Annotated in this window: 14 protein-coding genes and 1 tRNA gene; 11 read left to right on the top strand and 4 right to left on the bottom strand. The window is 59.5% G+C overall.

Translation table 11 applies throughout. From position 1 onward, the window contains the following. Window positions 1–125 precede the first annotated feature (125 nt). Window positions 126–202, bottom strand: a tRNA-Pro gene (locus tag AC4HNJ_RS17310). A gap of 161 nt (window positions 203–363) precedes the next feature. Between AC4HNJ_RS17310 and hisS the strand changes: the two genes are divergently transcribed. Both hisS and AC4HNJ_RS17320 read left to right on the top strand, forming a co-directional pair. Beyond that, the gene (gene hisS / locus AC4HNJ_RS17315; protein WP_490480853.1) at window positions 364–1,737 is read left to right on the top strand and encodes a histidine--tRNA ligase; all 1,374 of its coding nucleotides are present in this window, start codon (window positions 364–366) and stop codon (window positions 1,735–1,737) included. Window positions 1,738–1,930: 193 nt separating this feature from the next. Beyond that, a complete protein-coding gene (locus tag AC4HNJ_RS17320; RefSeq protein WP_490480854.1) occupies window positions 1,931–3,820 on the top strand; it encodes an HAL/PAL/TAL family ammonia-lyase in 1,890 nt (629 codons plus the stop codon). Window positions 3,821–3,941: 121 nt separating this feature from the next. Here AC4HNJ_RS17320 and AC4HNJ_RS17325 read toward each other — a convergent pair whose 3' ends face one another. Continuing rightward, window positions 3,942–4,577 carry a DUF998 domain-containing protein gene (locus tag AC4HNJ_RS17325; protein ID WP_490480855.1) on the bottom strand — a complete coding sequence of 212 codons (636 nt, stop codon included), beginning with the start codon at window positions 4,575–4,577 and terminating at the stop codon, window positions 3,942–3,944. A 182-nt stretch (window positions 4,578–4,759) separates the two neighbouring features. Here AC4HNJ_RS17325 and AC4HNJ_RS17330 point away from each other — a divergent pair, with 182 nt between their 5' ends. From AC4HNJ_RS17330 to hisIE, 9 genes are all read left to right on the top strand, one after another. Next, a complete protein-coding gene (locus AC4HNJ_RS17330; RefSeq protein WP_490480856.1) occupies window positions 4,760–5,095 on the top strand; it encodes a YerC/YecD family TrpR-related protein in 336 nt (111 codons plus the stop codon). Further along, window positions 5,092–5,985, top strand: a complete 894-nt coding sequence (hisG, locus tag AC4HNJ_RS17335) for an ATP phosphoribosyltransferase (RefSeq protein WP_490480857.1) — start codon at window positions 5,092–5,094, stop codon at window positions 5,983–5,985. The genes AC4HNJ_RS17330 and hisG overlap by 4 nt, the downstream gene beginning before the upstream one ends. A 10-nt stretch (window positions 5,986–5,995) precedes the next feature. Continuing rightward, the gene (gene hisD / locus AC4HNJ_RS17340; protein WP_490480858.1) at window positions 5,996–7,303 is read left to right on the top strand and encodes a histidinol dehydrogenase; all 1,308 of its coding nucleotides are present in this window, start codon (window positions 5,996–5,998) and stop codon (window positions 7,301–7,303) included. Next, entirely contained in the window at window positions 7,300–8,406 is a 1,107-nt protein-coding gene (gene hisC / locus AC4HNJ_RS17345) for a histidinol-phosphate transaminase (protein WP_490480859.1), read from the top strand. The genes hisD and hisC overlap by 4 nt, the downstream gene beginning before the upstream one ends. After that, window positions 8,403–9,467, top strand: a complete 1,065-nt coding sequence (hisB, locus tag AC4HNJ_RS17350) for a bifunctional histidinol-phosphatase/imidazoleglycerol-phosphate dehydratase HisB (protein WP_490480860.1) — start codon at window positions 8,403–8,405, stop codon at window positions 9,465–9,467. Before hisC ends, hisB begins: the two co-directional genes overlap by 4 nt. After that, window positions 9,467–10,057 (top strand): imidazole glycerol phosphate synthase subunit HisH, encoded by a 591-nt coding sequence (gene hisH, locus AC4HNJ_RS17355; protein WP_490480861.1) that lies wholly within the window; start codon window positions 9,467–9,469, stop codon window positions 10,055–10,057. The genes hisB and hisH overlap by 1 nt, the downstream gene beginning before the upstream one ends. A 65-nt stretch (window positions 10,058–10,122) precedes the next feature. Continuing rightward, window positions 10,123–10,851 (top strand): 1-(5-phosphoribosyl)-5-[(5-phosphoribosylamino)methylideneamino]imidazole-4-carboxamide isomerase, encoded by a 729-nt coding sequence (gene hisA, locus AC4HNJ_RS17360; RefSeq protein ID WP_490480862.1) that lies wholly within the window; start codon window positions 10,123–10,125, stop codon window positions 10,849–10,851. Beyond that, window positions 10,845–11,636: an imidazole glycerol phosphate synthase subunit HisF gene (gene hisF, locus AC4HNJ_RS17365; RefSeq protein WP_490480863.1), complete on the top strand. Its 792-nt coding sequence runs from the start codon at window positions 10,845–10,847 to the stop codon at window positions 11,634–11,636. Before hisA ends, hisF begins: the two co-directional genes overlap by 7 nt. Further along, on the top strand, window positions 11,629–12,261 hold the full coding sequence (hisIE, locus tag AC4HNJ_RS17370; protein WP_490480864.1) for a bifunctional phosphoribosyl-AMP cyclohydrolase/phosphoribosyl-ATP diphosphatase HisIE: 633 nt from the start codon (window positions 11,629–11,631) through the stop codon (window positions 12,259–12,261). Before hisF ends, hisIE begins: the two co-directional genes overlap by 8 nt. 220 nt (window positions 12,262–12,481) lie before the next feature. Here the strand turns inward: hisIE and AC4HNJ_RS17375 are convergent, their stop codons facing one another. Further along, window positions 12,482–13,504, bottom strand: a complete 1,023-nt coding sequence (locus tag AC4HNJ_RS17375; protein WP_490480865.1) for a C13 family peptidase — start codon at window positions 13,502–13,504, stop codon at window positions 12,482–12,484. A gap of 9 nt (window positions 13,505–13,513) precedes the next feature. Beyond that, a complete protein-coding gene (gene mtnC, locus AC4HNJ_RS17380; RefSeq protein WP_490480866.1) occupies window positions 13,514–14,200 on the bottom strand; it encodes an acireductone synthase in 687 nt (228 codons plus the stop codon). Window positions 14,201–14,404: the final 204 nt, after the last annotated feature.

Genomic DNA, 14,404 nt, shown 5'->3' on the forward strand with positions numbered 1-14,404 from the left:
CCGATCTGATCCGCCCGCTTCAACTCGTCACAAAGAAAAAGGCGCCCTTCTTGCGAAGGGCGCCTCCTTGGCCACGGCAGCTAGTTTTGACACAGGCTGTTGCGGCGGCTTTCTTGGAAAGCATTTGGTCGGGGTGACATGATTCGAACATGCGACTTCTACGTCCCGAACGTAGCGCTCTACCAGGCTGAGCTACACCCCGTGGGAGCCGCGTATCTTAACGGCCCCTGCTGACCTTGGCAACAGGCCGGGAAGGGCTTTCCGGCGTTATAGGGCGGCTGGCGATAAGGGGCTGCAGGGGCGCATCTGCTACGCTATTGGGCTGCCGTTGAACGGCATTTTCCATTGTCAGTAGAGGATTCCATGGCGCTTACCCAGGCCCGCACCATGCCCGGCGTGCTCGAGCTGTTGCCGCTCGACCAGATTGCTTTCCAGCGCATGCTCGACGTGATCCGTCGTAACTATGAACGCTTCGGTTTCCTGCCGGTGGAGACGCCGGTGATCGAGTATTCGGATGTGTTGCTGACCAAGACTGGCGGCGAGACGGAGCGGCAGGTGTATTTTGTGCAGTCTACCGGCTCGCTGGAGCAGGGCGAGAAGCCCGAACTGGCGCTGCGCTTCGATCTGACCGTGCCGCTCGCCCGCTACGTGGCCGAGCATGAGCATGACCTGAGCTTCCCGTTCCGCCGTTACCAGATGCAGCGCGTCTATCGCGGCGAGCGTGCGCAGCGCGGGCGCTTCCGTGAGTTCTACCAGTGCGATATCGACGTGATCGGCAAGGATAGCCTGTCGATTCGCTACGACGCTGAAGTGCCGGCGGTGATCTATAGCGTGTTCCGCGAGCTGAACATCGGCGCGTTCACCATTCAGCTGAACAACCGCAAATTGATGCGCGGGTTTTTCGAAAGCCTGGGTGTGTCCGATCCGGAGCAGCAGACGTTGGTGCTGCGTGAGGTGGACAAGCTCGATAAGCGCGGCGCCGATTATGTGCGCGAGACACTTACTAGTGAGGCATTCAGGCTGAGTGCCGAAGTGGCGCAGAAGATCCTCGATTTCGTGCAGGTGCGTTCCACGTCGCTGCAGGACGCGCTGGACAAGCTCGATGCGCTCGGTGCGGGGCCGGAGACGATGGAGCAGGGGCGGGAGGAATTGAAAGAGGTATTGCGCCTGATCCGCGACTTCGGCGTACCGGAAACGCATTACGCGTTGAATCTGTCGATTGCGCGCGGCCTGGATTACTACACGGGCACCGTCTACGAGACCACGCTCAACGATCATCCGCAGATCGGCTCGATCTGCTCGGGCGGTCGCTACGAAAACCTGGCGGGGCAATACACCAAGTCGCACTTGCCGGGCGTGGGTATTTCCATCGGCTTGACGCGCCTCTATTGGCAGCTACGCGAGGCTGGCCTGGTAAGCACTGCCCACAGCACGGTGGATGTGCTGGTGACGCAGATGGATGCGGCGCAGCTACCGGCGTACCTCGCCGTGGCGAACGAATTGCGTTCGGCTGGGATTGCTACCGAAGTGGTCTTGGATGGCGGCAAGCTTGGCAAGCAATTCAAGTATGCCGATCGTGCCGGCATCCGCTTTGTGATCGTGCTGGGCGAGGATGAATTGGCGAAGGGCGTTGTGACTGTGAAGGATCTGCGTCGCGAGGACCAGTTCGAGGTGGCGCGCACAGAGTTGGTGAAGACGCTGCGGGTGGAGTTGGAGCAGGCAGCGGTAATGGGATGATGCCTTTAGAGGCCGTCCCATTCTTGTGACGGAACGTGCAGTGTTCCTGATCGTCGTGACCGCCGCCCAGGAATGAAGCGTTGAAGGGCATGGTTCGTATGGAATGGTGCTCGGCGCTTGGACGCACATCTCATCGCCATAGCCTCCCCCAGCCATGGCGAATTGAACTTATCAAACCTACGTTGGAGCCCTTGTGAGCCAGAGCATTCTTCTCGACGGTCATAGCCTCAGCCGTCAGCAACTCGTTGCGGTTGCCCGTCATGGTTACAGCGTGCGGCTCGATTCGGAGCAGTTGAAGCGCGTGCAGCGCGCGGCGGATTTTCTGGCGGAGAAAGTGAGTTGTGGTGAGCCGACCTATGGCGTGACCACCGGTTTCGGCAGCAACGCGGACAAGCTGCTGGGTGCGTATCGTCTGCGTGACGAGTTGCCAGGCGGCAATCCGCACAAGCCGGAAGGCACATTGCTGGAAGAGTTGCAGCACAACCTGATCACCACCCACGCAGTGTGCGTGGGCAAACCGTTCTCAACCGAAGTCGTGCGCGCGATGCTGGTGATCCGCATCAATACGTTGATGCGCGGGCATTCCGGGATTCGTGTCGAAACGCTGGAGGCGCTCACGGCATTGCTCAATCGCGATGTGATTCCGGTGGTGCCGGAGAAGGGTTCAGTGGGCGCAAGCGGTGACTTGGCGCCGCTGTCGCATCTGGCGATCGTGTTGCTTGGTGGCGGCGAAGCGTTTTATGAAGGTGAGCGTCTGCCTGGTGCAGAGGCGTTGAAGCGTGCCGGCCTGCAGCCGATTCGTCTTTCTTTCAAGGAAGGCCTGGCGCTCAACAACGGCACAGCACAGATGCTGGCGACAGCAGTGCTGGCGCTGGATACCTTGGAGTACTTATTGGATACGGCGGATCTGGCCGCGTCGATGACGCTGGATGCATTTGCGGGACGCAGCGGCGCCTTGCGCCCAGAGGTGCATGCATTGCGCCCGCATCCTGGGCAGGTGCAAGTGGCTGATCACGTGCGTGGGCTTTTGAGCGGTTCGACCCTGGTGGATATCCCGTATCACCTGGTGCCGCGCTTCAAGCCATGGAGTGCCGAAGCATGGAGCACGCCGGAAGATCAGGCGCTGAGCTTCGATATCAACTGGGATTGGGTGCCTGCCAATCAGCGTCACGGACGCGAGGCGTTTTATAGCCGCTTCTTGCCATTCAAGGGTGGCAAGAAACATCAGCCTCAGGATGCTTATTGCTTGCGTTGCATGCCGCAGGTACACGGCGCGGTGCGCGATGCGTGGGCGCAGGCTTGCCGCGTGGTGGAGATCGAATTGAATGCGGTGACCGATAATCCGCTGATCTTCCCGGACAACCATGATGCTGCGCATATCGAGGAACAGGTCATCTCCGCTGGCCACTTTCATGGCATGCCGCTGGCGTTGGCGATGAGCTATGTGAAGGCGGCGATACCTGTCTTGGCATCGATTTCAGAGCGTCGCCTCAACAAGTTGGTCGATCCGGCTACCAGTGATGGCTTGCCGGCGTTCCTCACAGGCAATGAAGACGGTACCGATTCCGGTTTCATGATCGTGCAGTACACCGCCGCGGCCTTGGTCAATGACCTGGCGACGCGTGCCCACCCGGCCAGCGTGTATTCGGTGCCGACCAGTGCGAATGCGGAAGATCATGTATCGATGGGCGCTAATGAAGCGCGGCACGTGTTGGAGATGACCGAAGATCTCGGTCACGTGCTGGCATTGGAGTTGTATACCGCGGCGCAGGCGCTGGATTACCGCCAGGAGATGTTGAACGCCGCACGCCGTCTGGCCGAGCGCGGAGGTTGGCAGGCGCTGGCTTCCAAGGTGGCGAATGCGCCGCGTGAGGACCACCCGCATTACGCGCAATTCATCGAGGAAGTAAAGCAGTTGACCGCTGCCTTGGCGAAGACGGATGAATTCCATGCCGGCGAAGCGGTACGCAAAGCCCATGAGGCGCTGCGTGGCCGCATCCGTTTCATGCATCGCGATCGTGCGATGGATAGCGATGTGCACACCGTATGCGAGTTGATGCAGAAGCGCGTATTTAGCGATTGAGTGTCTTGCTGCCCTGCATAGCAAGGCAGGGTGCAGAGGTATCACCGTTGAGGTGTTCGCGCTCCCCGGGATGGAGGGGGGCGCGTATCTCTTTATTGGATGATATGCAGCGAGCTGGTGGTTAGTGCTTGCTTGATAGCCACTGAGCAGCACGCAGCAACCGACGAGCCGCCCAGGCCAGCCAGAGCAGCATCAGCATGATCAGCAGCTTTTGCATCAAACCGTGCGGCAGTTGTTGAGCAAAGGCTTGCAGCCACAGTGCAGCCGTTGCCGCCCATGCCAAGGCGATACCTATGCGGGGATGGGCGCCGAGGCGAAGATCGTGATGCCATCGGTACGACAGCAGAAGCATGCCGAAGCTCAGCGTGAGGAACGTTCCTTGGGCGGCAAGTCCGTGCAGCAGGCGTGCCTGGTTTTCATACGGTGTTCCCGCGTAGAGCGGGGTTGCTGCAACCACGGGAAGCGCCAGCCCGGCAATGGCGAACAAAAGGGAAGCCAATACACTGCGCTCGGTCTCGGCCGTAGCGAAGTAGCTGCCTGTGGCGAAGGCCAACAAAGCCAGGGCCATCAGGTAATAAGCGGCGCGCACGTATATCCCTCCAGGGCCGGTGAGGTAGATGCTGAGTGGCATCGCAATGGGATCGAGATCTGTGCGCCAGAACTGAGCAGCACCGCATAGGCAGGTGAACATGATCACGGCGGTGAGGAGGAGATGCCCGGCGGGACGAATAATGCGGGGCGATAGCTCGGTCGTCATGAGGATCCTTTTTTCGAAGATGACGGTCAGGCTTGTCGATAGCTTGGCCGTCGGGTCCGGATACAAGTAATTTTCGCGCAGATGGCAACGCGTGGGTGGGAATATGTGGCGCAATTGACGACTTGCGAGAAGGGAATTTGTCTCATACAATGTCATCTGCTGTGTTAATGCGTTAGTACATTATGAAGCGTCGATCGATTGATCCCGAAATGCCCGATGAGTCCGCCAAGCTCAGTCTTTGCCGGGCGCTACTCTCCCTGAAGAACGTGGAGGAGATGGAAGCGTTCCTCAACGACTTATGCACACCCGCCGAGATGGAGGTGCTGGTGGACCGCTGGCGCGTGGTGCCGTATCTGCTTGAGGGCGTGTCCTATCGCGAGATTCATGAGCGTACGGCGGTCAGCATCACCACTATTGGCCGTGTGGCGCGTTATCTGAATCAGGGTAGCGGTGGCTATCTCGCCGCTGCGGCGCGCGCCTCGCGTGGGCGGGCCGCGGTAAAAAGGGCGCGGGCATGAAGCCGAGGGACCGGTTGCGCATCGCCATGCAGAAGTCTGGCCGCTTGACGGAACCGGCGTTGGATCTGCTCAATCGTTGCGGACTTACCTTTCGGCAGAGTCGCGACAAGCTGTTTTGCTTTGGCGAGGGAGAGCCGGTCGATCTGTTGCTGGTGCGCGATGACGATATCCCTGGGCTCATTGCGCAGGGCGTTTGTGATCTGGGTATCGTCGGTCGCAATGTCCTGAGTGAGTTCAAGGGCATCGCTGGCGATAATGCCCCCGGTTTGACCGAGTGGCGCTCGTTGGGCTTCGGTCGCTGCCGTTTGTCGATCGCGGTACCGCAGGAGATGGAATACCGCGAACCCTGTGATTTGGCGGGCCTGCGCATTGCGACATCGTATCCGGGGTTACTTGGCGCGTGGCTGCGTGAGAAGCAGGTGGATGCCGCCGTAGTTACTTTGGCCGGGTCGGTAGAAATCGCGCCGAAACTCGGTACCGCGGATGTGATCTGCGATCTGGTGCAGAGCGGCGGCACGCTGGTCGCCAATCAATTGCGCGAAACCGACGTGCTGCTGCAAAGCGAAGCGGTATTGGCGGGTCCCGGCAGCCTCCCTACGGATGAGCGCGGTGACATGCTTGAGCTGTTGTTGAAGCGCCTGGATGGCGTCATCCAGGTGCGCGAATCACGTTTGCTGCTGTTGCAGACTTCGCGCACGTCGCTCGAAGCGGTAACACGCCTGTTGCCCGGCGGTCCGCAACCGACCTTGCTGCCGGTGGCAGGGCAACCCGATCAGCTGATGCTGCAGGCACTTTGCGCAGGCGAAGTGAGCTGGCGCCAGCTGGAAGAAATCAAGAAAGCCGGGGCACGTGAGATGTTCGTGTTGCCGGTCGAAAAAATGCTCGCTTGAGACGTACGGCATGAATCGGATGGATTGGAATACGCTGAATGATGCGGAACGCGCAACGACCCTGGCACGTCCGGCGCAGTCGCGCGCTGATGCGTTGCGGCAGGGTGTTGCGCAGATAGTTGCCGAGGTGCGTGCTCACGGCGATGCAGCGTTACGTGAACTTTCGGCGCGTTACGACCATTGCACGCTGGATACGCTGGAAGTCAGTGATGCAGAGTTCACTGCGGCAGAAGCGATATTGGCACCCGAACTCAAGGCGGCCATTCGTGAGGCTGCTGCACGCATCGAGGCATTTCACGCCGCCACCGCGCCGCAGCCGGTAGGTGTGAATACCGCCGTTGGTGTGCGGGTGGAACGCATGCTGCGTCCTATCCATCAGGTCGGCTTGTACGTGCCGGCCGGCAGTGCACCGTTACCGTCGACGGCATTGATGCTGGGTGTGCCGGCACGCCTCGCGGGTTGCCGCGAAGTGGTGCTGTGCTCACCGGCGCGTGCGGACGGCAGTTGCGACGAAGCCGTATTGTTTGCAGCACGCACGGTTGGGGTACACCGCGTTTTCAAGCTCGGTGGCGCGCAGGCGATTGCCGCGATGGCGTATGGTACGGAAAGCGTTCCTCGCTGTGACAAGCTCTTTGGTCCTGGCAACGCTTGGGTGACGGAGGCCAAGCTGCAAGTCTCGTCCGATCCGGGTGGTGCGGCGATCGACATGCCGGCAGGCCCTTCCGAAGTATTGGTGATCGCGGATGCGGAGGCGAATCCGGTTTTCGTCGCTGCCGATTTGCTGTCGCAAGCCGAGCACGGTCCGGATTCGCAAGTCATCCTGGTGAGCCCGTCAGCCAGCTTGCTTGATAAGGTCGCCGACGAAGTGGATCGCCAATGCGCTGCTTTGCCGCGCGGCGCCATCGCCAAGCAGGCCTTGACGCAGAGCCGCCTGATCCTGGTCGCTTCGATGGAGCAGGCGGTGGATGTCAGCAATCGCTATGCGCCAGAACATTTGATTCTGCAGGTAAGTGGTGCCCGCGATCTGCTCGCACAGGTTGAAAGTGCAGGCTCTGTATTCGTCGGCGCGTGGACACCCGAATCGGTAGGCGATTATTGCAGCGGCAGCAATCATGTATTGCCCACTTACGGCTATGCACGCAGCTACAGTGGTGTCTCGGTGGCTAGTTTTCAGAAGCAGATCACCGTGCAGGAACTCGATCCCAATGGATTGCGCGCTATCGGTCCTTGCACGGCAATCTTGGCTGAGGCTGAGCAGCTTGAAGCGCACCGTCGCGCGGTGACGTTGCGACTTGCTGCGCTAGGGGTACGCTTATGAGCGTGCTCGACCTTGCGCGGCCGGATCTTCGCACGCTGCAACCTTATTCCTCGGCGCGCATGGAAGCCGGTGCCGCGCAGATTATGCTCAACGCGAACGAATCGGCCTGGGAGCCGGTCGGGGATGCGGGTCTGGGTTGCAATCGCTATCCCGATCCCCAGCCGGAGGCGCTGTTGCAGGCGCTGGCGGCGCTCTATGGTGTTCGTCACGAACAACTATTCGTCGGTCGTGGCAGCGATGAGGCGATCGATCTGTTGGTGCGTGCGTTTTGCCGTGCGGGTCAGGACGCCGTGCTGATTCAGCCGCCGACGTTTGGGATGTATGCAGTGAGTGCGCGCATCCAGGGAGCAGCGGTGCTGGAAGCACCCTTGAAGGCGGACTTCAGCGTGGATGTTCCAGCCCTGCTTGCCGCGGTGACGCCAGCGGTGAAGCTGGTATTTCTCTGTTCGCCGAATAACCCCAGCGGCAAGTCGATGTCGCGCGAAGCGATCGAGCAGGTCGTGCGAGCGTTGACAGGGAAGGCGCTGGTCGTGGTCGATGAAGCTTATATCGAGTTTTCCGATCAACCCAGCGTGGCTGACCTGATCGATCACTATGAGCATCTCGCGGTATTGCGAACGCTTTCCAAGGCATGGGCGCTGGCTGGCGCACGTATCGGTAGCTTGCTGGCGAATCGCGAGGTCATTGCCTTGATCAAACGCATCATGCCGCCGTACCCGCTGCCCTTGCCTTGTGTTGCGGCTGCGCTGGCGGCATTGTCTCCTGATGGTCAGGTGGCCGCGCGCGCGCATGTCGCTACCGTGCGGGAGCAGCGCGCGATGATGCGCCATGCATTAAGCGGGCTTTCCGGCCTGCGGGAAATTCTTCCATCGGATGCAAACTTTCTCGCGGTGCGTTTCGATGATGCCGGCGAGATTTACCAGCGACTCATCAAGGCAGGCATCGTGGTGCGGGATATACGCCGCTATCCCGGCTTGCAGGACGCACTTCGCATCACTGTCGGTACGCCTTCCGAAAATGACCGTGTGTTGACGGTTTTGAAAAAAACGATCACGAACGATCGGGGTGCCATCCAGGGATCGGCATCGGAACAACGCTCATGAGCCGCAAGATTCTTTTTGTCGACCGGGATGGTTGTCTTATCGACGAGCCCGCCGATGAGCAGATCGACAGCTATGAAAAGCTGTCGCTGCTGCCGGGCGTGATCGCTGCGTTGCAACGCATTGTGGCGGCAGGGTACGAATTGGTGATGGTGACCAACCAGGACGGCCTGGGTACGGAGCGTTTCCCTCAGGCGCAGTTCGATGGTCCGCACCATCTACTGATGCGTATTCTCGCCTCGCAAGGCGTGCGATTCCATGAGGTGCTGATTGATCGCAGCCTTCCCCATGAAGGACTGGATACCCGTAAGCCTGGCATTGGCATGATGCGGCAGTATCTGGCCGACGACGGCTGGACGCGTGCGGAATCGGCCATGGTTGGGGATCGCGAGACGGATCTGCGTTTTGCCGCCAACATGGGGGTGCGCGGTTTTCGCGTTGGCCCTCATGGCGTGAGTTGGGATGAGGTTGCGCATCATTTGTTGGATCGGCCACGTGTTGCTGAAGTGGCGAGGAATACCAAGGAAACGCGGATCACGGTGCGCGTCGATCTGGATCGCGTGGCTGAACCTGTCGCGCATACCGGGCTCGGCTTCTTCGACCATATGCTTGAGCAGATTGGCAAGCATGGAGGTTTTGCGCTAGAGCTACGTTGTGACGGCGACACCCGGGTGGATGAGCATCATACGATCGAGGATTGTGGGCTTGCGTTGGGTCAGGCCATGCGCCAGGCATTGGGCGACAAGCGTGGTATCGGTCGTTATGGTTTTACGTTGCCGATGGATGAGTCCTTGGCCAGCGCGGCGCTCGATCTGTCCGGACGGCCGTATTTCGTGTTCGAGGGGCAGTTCCCGCGGGAGCGGGTCGGTGATGTGCCGACCGAATTGGTTCCCCATTTTTTCCGATCATTGTGTGACACCCTCGGTGCAAACTTGCATTTGAGCGTGAAGGGAGAAAACGCGCATCACATGGTAGAGGCTTGTTTCAAGGTAACGGCGCGCGTACTGCGCCAGGCGATCCGGCGAGAGGGTGATGAATTGCCGAGCACGAAAGGAGCCTTGTGATGAGCGTGGTCTTGGTCGATGCAGGTGGTACCAATATCGGCTCGGTGCAGTATGCATTACAGCGGCTTGGGGTCGATGCTGCATTGACGTCCGATGCAGATCGGATCCGCACGGCGGACAAGGTGATCTTGCCGGGTGTCGGTGCGGCCGGTCCGGGCATGGCGAGACTGCGCGAATTGGAACTTGTCGAGGTGATTCGGTCGCTGACGCAGCCTGTGCTGGGTGTCTGCCTCGGCATGCAGCTACTTTGCGAGCATTCCGAAGAAAGCGACACGGCGTGTCTCGGCGTGATCTCTGCAAGCGTTCGGCGCTTCGAGGAAACACAGGATTTGTGCGTGCCGCATATGGGCTGGAACCGGCTGTCGCCAGCAAAACGGCATCCGTTGTTGAAGCATCTGGAAGAGGGCGATTGGGCGTATTTCGTGCATAGCTATGCTGTGCCGATGGGCAGCTACACGCTTGTAAGCAGCGATTATGGCGGTGCCTTTTCGGCGGTGATTGCCCGCGGGAATTTCCATGGCATGCAGTTTCATCCTGAGCGTTCAGCACAGGTGGGAGCGAAATTACTGAAGAATTTTCTTGAGCTTTGAGCGGATACGAGCCAGACGGGGCACAGCTCGCGTATACAAAGTAAAAAGCTTTGGGAACAGACGGAATGAATGTCGAAGTGATACCTGCAATCGATCTTCGCGGTGGACAAGTGGTCCGCTTGCGGCAGGGTGATTATGCGCAGGAGACGCGGTATGGAACCCTGCCATCCGAACTGGCGGCGCGTTACGTGCAGGCGGGAGCACGCTGGCTGCATGTCGTGGATCTCGATGGAGCACGTGCGGGAGATCTTGCTAATTTTTCCGTGATTGAAGCGCTTGCGAAGGCTGGCATGCGGGTGCAAGCCGGCGGCGGGGTGCGTGCGGAAGAAGATGTGCGCCGTCTTTTTGATGCCGGGGTGTCGCGTGTCGTGGTGGGTAGTACGGCGATTCGTGAACCGGAGCGTGTCGCTGCATGGCTTGCGGCGCAGGGTGCGGACCGTTTCACCATTGCGTTGGATACGCGCCGGCATGGAGAAGACTGGAGCCTGCCCAGTGCAGGCTGGACGGAGAGCGAGTCGCGCACGTTGGATGAATTGGCGCCCTGGTATGCAGCGCGTGGCGCGCGTCACCTGCTGTGTACCGATATCGAGCGCGATGGGATGCTGGCTGGTTTCAATCTCGACCTTTATCGTCATCTGGCGCAGATCGCGCCGCAGCTTGCAGTACAGGCGTCCGGCGGCGTGCGTTCGATAGAGGATATTCGTGCGGCACGTGAGGCCGGAGCGCGTGGCGTCATTCTCGGGCGGGCCTTGCTGGAAGGGCGTTTCGCGTTGGAAGAGGCTCTGACATGCTGAGCCGCCGCATCATTCCCTGCCTGGACGTGCGTGAAGGAAAAGTGGTGAAGGGCGTGCGTTTTCGCGATCACGTCGTAATGGGCGAGATCGTGGATCTGGCTTTACGTTATCGTGACGAAGGCGCTGATGAACTGGTGTTCTATGACATTACCGCCAGCCCGGAAGGACGCAGCGTAGATCGCAGCTGGGTGGAGCGTGTAGCGCGAGTGATCGACATTCCGTTCTGTGTGGCGGGAGGTATCCGTTCGGTGAGCGAGGCACGCGCTGTGTTGTATGCGGGGGCGGACAAGATTTCCGTGAACTCGCCAGCATTGGAGCGGCCGGAGTTGGTGGACGAACTGGCTATTGCGTTCGGGGTGCAATGCGTCGTGGTGGGAATCGATTCCTTGCGCGAGGCCGATGGCGAATGGCGCGTTCGGCAATACGCCGGCGATCCGTCCAAGACGCGGTGCTTGCCACGGCGCACGCTCGATTGGATGGTTGAAGTGCAGCAGCGTGGTGCGGGAGAGATCGTACTTAATTGCATGGATAACGACGGTGTGCGCAAAGGCTATGATCTGGAACAGCTCGCGGCGGCCAGGAAGGTATGCAAAGTACCGTTAATCGCATCGGGTGGTGCCGGAACCATGGTGCATTTTCGCGATGTATTTACGGAGGCAAGGGTGGATGGTGCCTTGGCTGCCAGTGTTTTCCACAGTGGTGTTCTCGCCGTTCCTGATCTCAAGCGTTACCTTCAAAGCGAGGGCGTCGTGATTCGTTTGCAAGAGACAGCCAGCCATGAATGACACGACCAGTGGGCGGAATCCTCTTGATCTATCCCATATCGACTGGGATAAGTCCGATGGATTGGTACCCGCGATTGTTCAGCATTGGCGGACGGGCGAGGTGCTGATGCTTGGTTACATGAACGACAAGGCACTTGCCTTGACGCAGACCAGCGGTCGGGTGACGTTCTTCAGCCGCAGCAAGCAACGCTTGTGGACCAAAGGCGAAAGTTCTGGCCATGTGCTGCATTTGAAATCCATCCACGTAGATTGTGATGGCGATACCTTGTTGGTTCTGGCTGATCCACACGGCCCTACGTGCCATCTCGGTACGACCAGTTGTTTTGGCGATGCCGTACGTCCCCCTCTGGCTTTTTTGGCGCAGTTGGATGCGCTGGTGGAAAACAGAAAAGCTCAGATGCCCGAGGGCAGTTACACCACCCGGCTTTTTCAGGCGGGCACGCGCCGGATTGCCCAGAAGGTGGGCGAGGAAGGTGTGGAAACCGCACTGGCAGCGGTGGCGCAGGGTGACGACGAGCTTTTGAACGAAGCGGCGGATCTGGTGTTTCACCTTACCGTACTGCTTCGTGCACGGGGATTTGGGTTTGCCGACGTGACGCGGGTCTTGCTGGATCGGCATGGTTAGTGCCACGGCACCGCCGAACGTTGCCGTCGTTGGAGGGCTAGATGGCGGGGTTTGCCCATCGTCCGGGGGCATCGCTCAGTCGTGTACGAACGTACACTCCCTCACGCTTCCCTGGCTGGCGACCAGGCAGATCCCGGCGCAGGCCACACGAATCCTGTAATCAGGCCCTACGTTGTTCCATCTCTTTTAAAGAATAAAGAAACAGACGTACTCAGTTTCATTATTGCGTTGTCGGACCCGCGCTGTTTGCTGAGGGAGGAGGTGGCGCGAACGGTACGGCTGGCCCTGGTGTGACATCCTTGCGCCATAGTGCCAGTTGTTGCGCGATTCCGGTGCCGACATCCATCTGCGGCTCGGAGGGTGTGAGCTTGTCTTGTTGCTCCCATTGGCGGATGTCGCGCTTGGCGAGCTGGAACGCGTCGACGAAGTTGTCGGTCTTGTTCAAGCCGTCAAGCAGCCACGCCTTGCCGAAATAGGTGATATCGGAATCACTGCCGCAACCGAACGAACTGCGATCGGTGCGTGCGGCAGTCAGCACGAGTGTGCCGGGACCACGCAGGTCCGGCACGAAACCACCGGAATAGCAGGCGTTCACTACCACGACTTTCCATTTGAAGTCGCGTTTTTTCAGGATGCCTGCCAGATCCGTTGCGCCGATCTGATCGAGCGGCAGCGGATCCATATCGACCAGCAGGTTGTGATCTTCGTCGCCGTGAGAGGTCATGTAGAGCACTAGGACGTCTTGTTTCGGATCCATCACGTTTGTCAGTTCGTCCAGAGTCTGTTCGAGGTTACTCCAATCGGCGAGCGGGTAGGTTTGCAGGGTGGATGGATTGTTTTCCAGCACCAGGGCATGTGCCGTGGGACCAAAACGCTTGGTGAAGAGTTGCGCGGCGTATTCAGCCTCATTACGGAAAACGTCTTCGCTGCCGTCGCCGGCAAAGGTGACGAGATAAAGGTTGGGTTTCCCGGGAACGCGCGGGTTTAGCTTGGCTACTGCCTGACGCACCATCGTCGGCTGTCCATAGATGACTTGTTCCGGCGAAGGTCCCTGGTTTGGCCAGTTGTCGTCGCCCTCGGCATTGTCATCCGCATCGGTGGTGGAGGCGTTTGGCGCGGGCGCCGTGCTGCTGGCGGTTGCCATCGACGCTTGTTCGCTATTTGGCGTGCGATGCCCGGTTATCAGCAACATCATCAACACGCCAGCAGCGAAGGCGAGCAGGGCGGTCAGTAGAAGACGCATACAAGTTGCTCAGGGCTGGATGGCGTCGAAACTGGTGTAAGCCGGATGCCGTGGCTGTCCAGGAACTTCCAGGGGCGGCCGCAGCAACCATCCGGTCCGCAGGCCGGCGTCACGTGCGGCGTCCAGTTCTTCTATGACGTCGGAGAGAAAAAGGATGTGCTCGGGGCGTTCGCCGATGGCATCGGCGATGCGAATATAGGAGGCCTTTTCCCTCTTGGGGCCAGTTTCGGTGTCGAAATAGCCGGCGAACAGATGGCTCAGGTCTCCAGCATCGCTATAGCGGAAGAATAGTTTCTGCGCCTGCACCGAACCCGAGGAGTACACATAGAGGTGTAGCCCTTCGCCTCGCCATGTGTGTAAGCGGGCGGCTACTTCGGGATAGATATGGGCACGATATTCGCCAGTCTCATAGCCCTCTTTCCAGATCATGCCCTGCAATGCTTTTAGTGCAGTGGACTTGCGATCTTCGTCGATCCAGCGCAGCAACAGCTCGATGATTTCCTGGCGGCTGGCCTCGATGATATCGGCTTCCTTGGCCGCTTCGTGCAGCCAATGTTGCACGTCGGGGTGGTCGGAGTGGGTTTCGATATAAGCGGGAAGACGTTTGCGAGCGTAGGGAAACAGCACGTCCTTCACAAAGCTGATCGAGCTGGTGGTCCCTTCGATGTCTGTGACGATGGCGCGAATGAGGGTCATGAGGATAAACGGCGAATCGGGTTCTCAAGCTTAACCTGCACCCGCACAGGTGCAAGCGGCGGCCGTCTCAGGTCGACGTATAGAACGATGGAAACTGAATACCGCGGCAGATTTTCGCCGTGGAGGTCGAGAGATTGAGCGTCGCTTTTGACCTTGGATCGGGTCCAAGGCGTCCTGATCTTCGCCCGACGGAGTATCCAGGGG

The organism is Dyella sp. SYSU CM1112 (assembly GCF_058216415.1).

What these genes read in the sequence shown, in the direction of transcription:
- hisS (WP_490480853.1), top strand. Translation starts at nt 364, where the DNA reads ATGGCGCTTACCCAGGCCCGCACCATGCCCGGCGTGCTCGAGCTGTTG.
- AC4HNJ_RS17325 (WP_490480855.1), bottom strand. Translation starts at nt 4,577, where the DNA reads ATGACGACCGAGCTATCGCCCCGCATTATTCGTCCCGCCGGGCATCTC.
- AC4HNJ_RS17330 (WP_490480856.1), top strand. Translation starts at nt 4,760, where the DNA reads ATGAAGCGTCGATCGATTGATCCCGAAATGCCCGATGAGTCCGCCAAG.
- hisG (WP_490480857.1), top strand. Translation starts at nt 5,092, where the DNA reads ATGAAGCCGAGGGACCGGTTGCGCATCGCCATGCAGAAGTCTGGCCGC.
- hisD (WP_490480858.1), top strand. Translation starts at nt 5,996, where the DNA reads ATGAATCGGATGGATTGGAATACGCTGAATGATGCGGAACGCGCAACG.
- hisC (WP_490480859.1), top strand. Translation starts at nt 7,300, where the DNA reads ATGAGCGTGCTCGACCTTGCGCGGCCGGATCTTCGCACGCTGCAACCT.
- hisB (WP_490480860.1), top strand. Translation starts at nt 8,403, where the DNA reads ATGAGCCGCAAGATTCTTTTTGTCGACCGGGATGGTTGTCTTATCGAC.
- hisH (WP_490480861.1), top strand. Translation starts at nt 9,467, where the DNA reads ATGAGCGTGGTCTTGGTCGATGCAGGTGGTACCAATATCGGCTCGGTG.
- hisA (WP_490480862.1), top strand. Translation starts at nt 10,123, where the DNA reads ATGAATGTCGAAGTGATACCTGCAATCGATCTTCGCGGTGGACAAGTG.
- hisF (WP_490480863.1), top strand. Translation starts at nt 10,845, where the DNA reads ATGCTGAGCCGCCGCATCATTCCCTGCCTGGACGTGCGTGAAGGAAAA.
- hisIE (WP_490480864.1), top strand. Translation starts at nt 11,629, where the DNA reads ATGAATGACACGACCAGTGGGCGGAATCCTCTTGATCTATCCCATATC.
- AC4HNJ_RS17375 (WP_490480865.1), bottom strand. Translation starts at nt 13,504, where the DNA reads ATGCGTCTTCTACTGACCGCCCTGCTCGCCTTCGCTGCTGGCGTGTTG.
- mtnC (WP_490480866.1), bottom strand. Translation starts at nt 14,200, where the DNA reads ATGACCCTCATTCGCGCCATCGTCACAGACATCGAAGGGACCACCAGC.